General features: G+C 67.7%; 2 protein-coding genes and 1 pseudogene. 2 read left to right on the top strand and 1 reads right to left on the bottom strand.

The annotated features are described in order from the left end of the window. Both LzC2_RS20955 and LzC2_RS20950 read left to right on the top strand, forming a co-directional pair. On the top strand, positions 1–304 hold a 304-nt coding region (locus LzC2_RS20955; protein ID WP_171189974.1), incomplete at its 5' end, for a hypothetical protein. Between the two features lie 89 nt (positions 305–393). Continuing rightward, on the top strand, positions 394–1,851 hold the full coding sequence (locus LzC2_RS20950) for a sulfatase family protein (RefSeq protein WP_171189973.1): 1,458 nt from the start codon (positions 394–396) through the stop codon (positions 1,849–1,851). A gap of 80 nt (positions 1,852–1,931) precedes the next feature. Here LzC2_RS20950 and LzC2_RS20945 read toward each other — a convergent pair. After that, positions 1,932–2,894 (bottom strand): annotated as a pseudogene (locus LzC2_RS20945) (ATP-binding protein); the annotation flags it as partial.

The following is a 2,894-nucleotide window of genomic DNA, read 5'->3' as shown; positions in this document are numbered from 1 at the left end:
GCCCCGCCCATCAATGCTCCCGCCGGTCGCCGCCCTCGCCGACGCCGTTCCGCCCCTCGCCGCCGTTGCCGCGGGCGTACTCATGGGATGGGGACTGACCCGGGTGTTATTCGGCGGGTGGGTCGGCTTGGAGGCGGCCCTCAAGCTCGCGTGTCGCCCCTTTCCGGAGCACTATCATCTCAGCGGTCTGTTCAACGGGAACCTCGTCACGGAGCTCATTTCAGACTTCAAGCTGAGTCTGCTGTTCATGGGAACGATGTTCGCGGCCGTGTTCAGTTGGCTGGGGACGGCGAATCTGCTTTAAGGCATCCCGGCCAAAGCTGGTTCGGTGGCGTGGGGGCGGTCGCAGGCGGGAGAATCAGCCGGTTCGCCCGCAGCCCTTTGGCCATCGTCATGCTTCGTCTCGCTCTACTCGCCGCACTGGCGTTTGTCCCCTCGGCTGCCGACGCGGCCGATCCGCCGAACGTCGTGCTCATCATCGCGGATGATCTGGGCGATGGGGATCTCGGCTGTCGGGGGCACCCGCACATCCGCACGCCGAATATCGATCGGCTGGCGACGCAGGGGGTGCGGTTCACGAACGCGGTGCTGACGATCAGTTCATGCAGCCCCAGCCGGTCGAGCCTGCTCACCGGGAAGTACCCGCACGAGACCGACGCCGAACAACTGCACTGGCCCCTGCCCGCCTCCAACGAGACGTTCAGCGAACGGCTCAAAGCGAAGGGCTACTTCACCGCCGCCGTCGGCAAGTGGCACCTCGGCAACGCGGTGAAGGATCGGTTCGATCTGGTCGTCGAAGCCGGCCAGGGCGGGTTCGTGCTGCCGACCGGGCCGGACGGCCAACCGATGAAAATGACCGCCGGCGCCAACCCCAGCGGCTGCGAGGACTGGGTGCCCGTGCTCAAGAACCGCCCGCAGGACAAGCCGTTCTTCCTCTGGCTCGCCGCCCTCGACCCGCACCGAGCCTATGAGGACGACACGATCCCGAACCCGCACACCGCCGCCGACGCGGTCGTTCCGCCCTTCCTGCCGGACGTGTACGGCACGCGGAGCGATCTCGCGGCGTATATGGACGAGGTGACGCGGCTGGACGGCTACGTCGGCGAGGTGCTGGCCGAACTCGATCGACAGGGCGTGGCGGAGAACACGCTGGTGATCTTTATGAGCGACAACGGCCGCCCCTTCCCCCGCTGTAAAACGACGCTGTACGACAGCGGCGTGAAAACCCCGCTGATCGCTCGTCTGCCCGGCGTGACGCCGGCCGGGACGACTTCCGAACGGTTGGTCAGCAGCGTGGACGTCTCCGCGACGATCCTCGACCTCTGCGACGCCGGCCCGCTGAAGAAGGGCCGCGGCGAGAGCTTCCTGCCGCTGCTGAACGACCCCGCCGGCCCGGCGATTCGCGAGTACGCCTTCTCCGAGAAGAACTGGCACGATTACGACGCCAGCCAGCGGAGCGTGCGGACGACCGACTATAAATACATCCACAACCTCGCTCCGGAACTGCCGAACACCCCGCCCGCCGACGCCGTCCGCAGCCCGACCTTCGTCGCGATGCGCCACCTGCGGGAGTCGCTCACCCCGGAGCAAGCCGCCATTTTCACCCCCGGCCCGGCCGAAGAGTTGTACGACCTCTCCGCCGACCCGCACGAATTAAACAACCTCGCGGCCGACCCGGCTCACGCGGCGGCGTTGAACGAACTCCGCGGCGCCCTCGCCCAATGGCGAACCGATACCGCCGACCCCTCCCCGCCCCTCCGCAGCCCGGACGAATTCGACCGCGAAGAAGGCACGCCCTTGCCGGCTCGGCAGCGACCTCGATCGAACAAAGCGACGATGTTCCCCAACTGAATCGGCAGCCCGAGGCGCGAGCCGAGGCCGGGTGAGCTTACGAATATCGCACGACCTCGGCTTGCGCCTCGGGCTGCCGTTCACCCCCAACCCGGCTCCGCAATCCCGGTGGGGTCGACGGACCAGGGGCGCCAGAGGACGGCGATCGGGGCGACGGCGATGTCGCTTTTGCGGGGGGCGATTTCCTTGGAAGTCAGCTCCAGGTTTCGCGGGTCCATATCGTCTTCCAGCGCCTCGATCTCCGCGGCGAGTTCGTCCTCGACGGCGGCGAGTTGTTCTTCCCGCTCCAATTGCATCTCCTCCGCCTCGGTCACGTCATTCGCCTGATCGCTGGCCCGGCCGAGACTCCGCATGCCGGTCGAGGCCCGGCGCACGTTCGTACTGCTCATGAGTTTGCGGCCGAACAACGCCCCCAGCAGCGAACTGCCGAGGCTCAGGTAGCTGTCCTGCTTCGCCCGGTCGGCCTGCTCCTGCTCGCGGGCCACGCGGCGGCGGGCGGTGCTGATCATTCGCTCGGCGGAGCGAATCTTCGTGCCGTACTTCTTGCGAAGCTTTTCGACCTCCCGGTCCCGATGCTCGCGGGCAGACTGCGTGAGGCGGATGCGGAAGTCCCGCTCGTCCTCGCCCGGCTCGCTGACTTCGCCGAGTTCTTTGCACTTATAAACCGTCAACCGGCGGTCGCGGTACAGATGGTCCTTCAGCTTGTGCTTCCAGGCGGTGAAGTTCTTCGACCCGGCGAGATCCGCGGGGGCCGGGGCGAAGTCCACTTTGGAGAGGTCGTAGGCCTCCGCGAGCGGCGACGGGGCGTCGGCCGGCACGTCGTCGAGGCCGCCGTCCCACGGGTCGGCGGGGATGTCGCCGCGAACCGGGACGCAGACGCTCACCTCCCGCCACTCGTCCAGGTCATATGTCGTGCTGAGATAATGCAGCTTCGCCGTCCCGTACAGCGCCGGCCGCAGCACGGTGCGGCTGCCGGTGGGCACGCGATCGGCCGGCAGGGCTAGCTCCTGCACCCCGCTGGGCAGCACGGGGCGGGCGTGCTC

The sequence above is a fragment of the Alienimonas chondri genome (assembly GCF_013036045.1).
Lineage (GTDB): Bacteria > Planctomycetota > Planctomycetia > Planctomycetales > Planctomycetaceae > Alienimonas > Alienimonas chondri.
Note: the sequence above shows the minus strand (reverse complement) of the source record. Positions and strands in the feature narration are given on the sequence as shown.

Coding starts and splice junctions, on each gene's coding strand:
- LzC2_RS20950 (WP_171189973.1), top strand. CDS start 394: ATGCTTCGTCTCGCTCTACTCGCCGCACTGGCGTTTGTCCCCTCGGCT.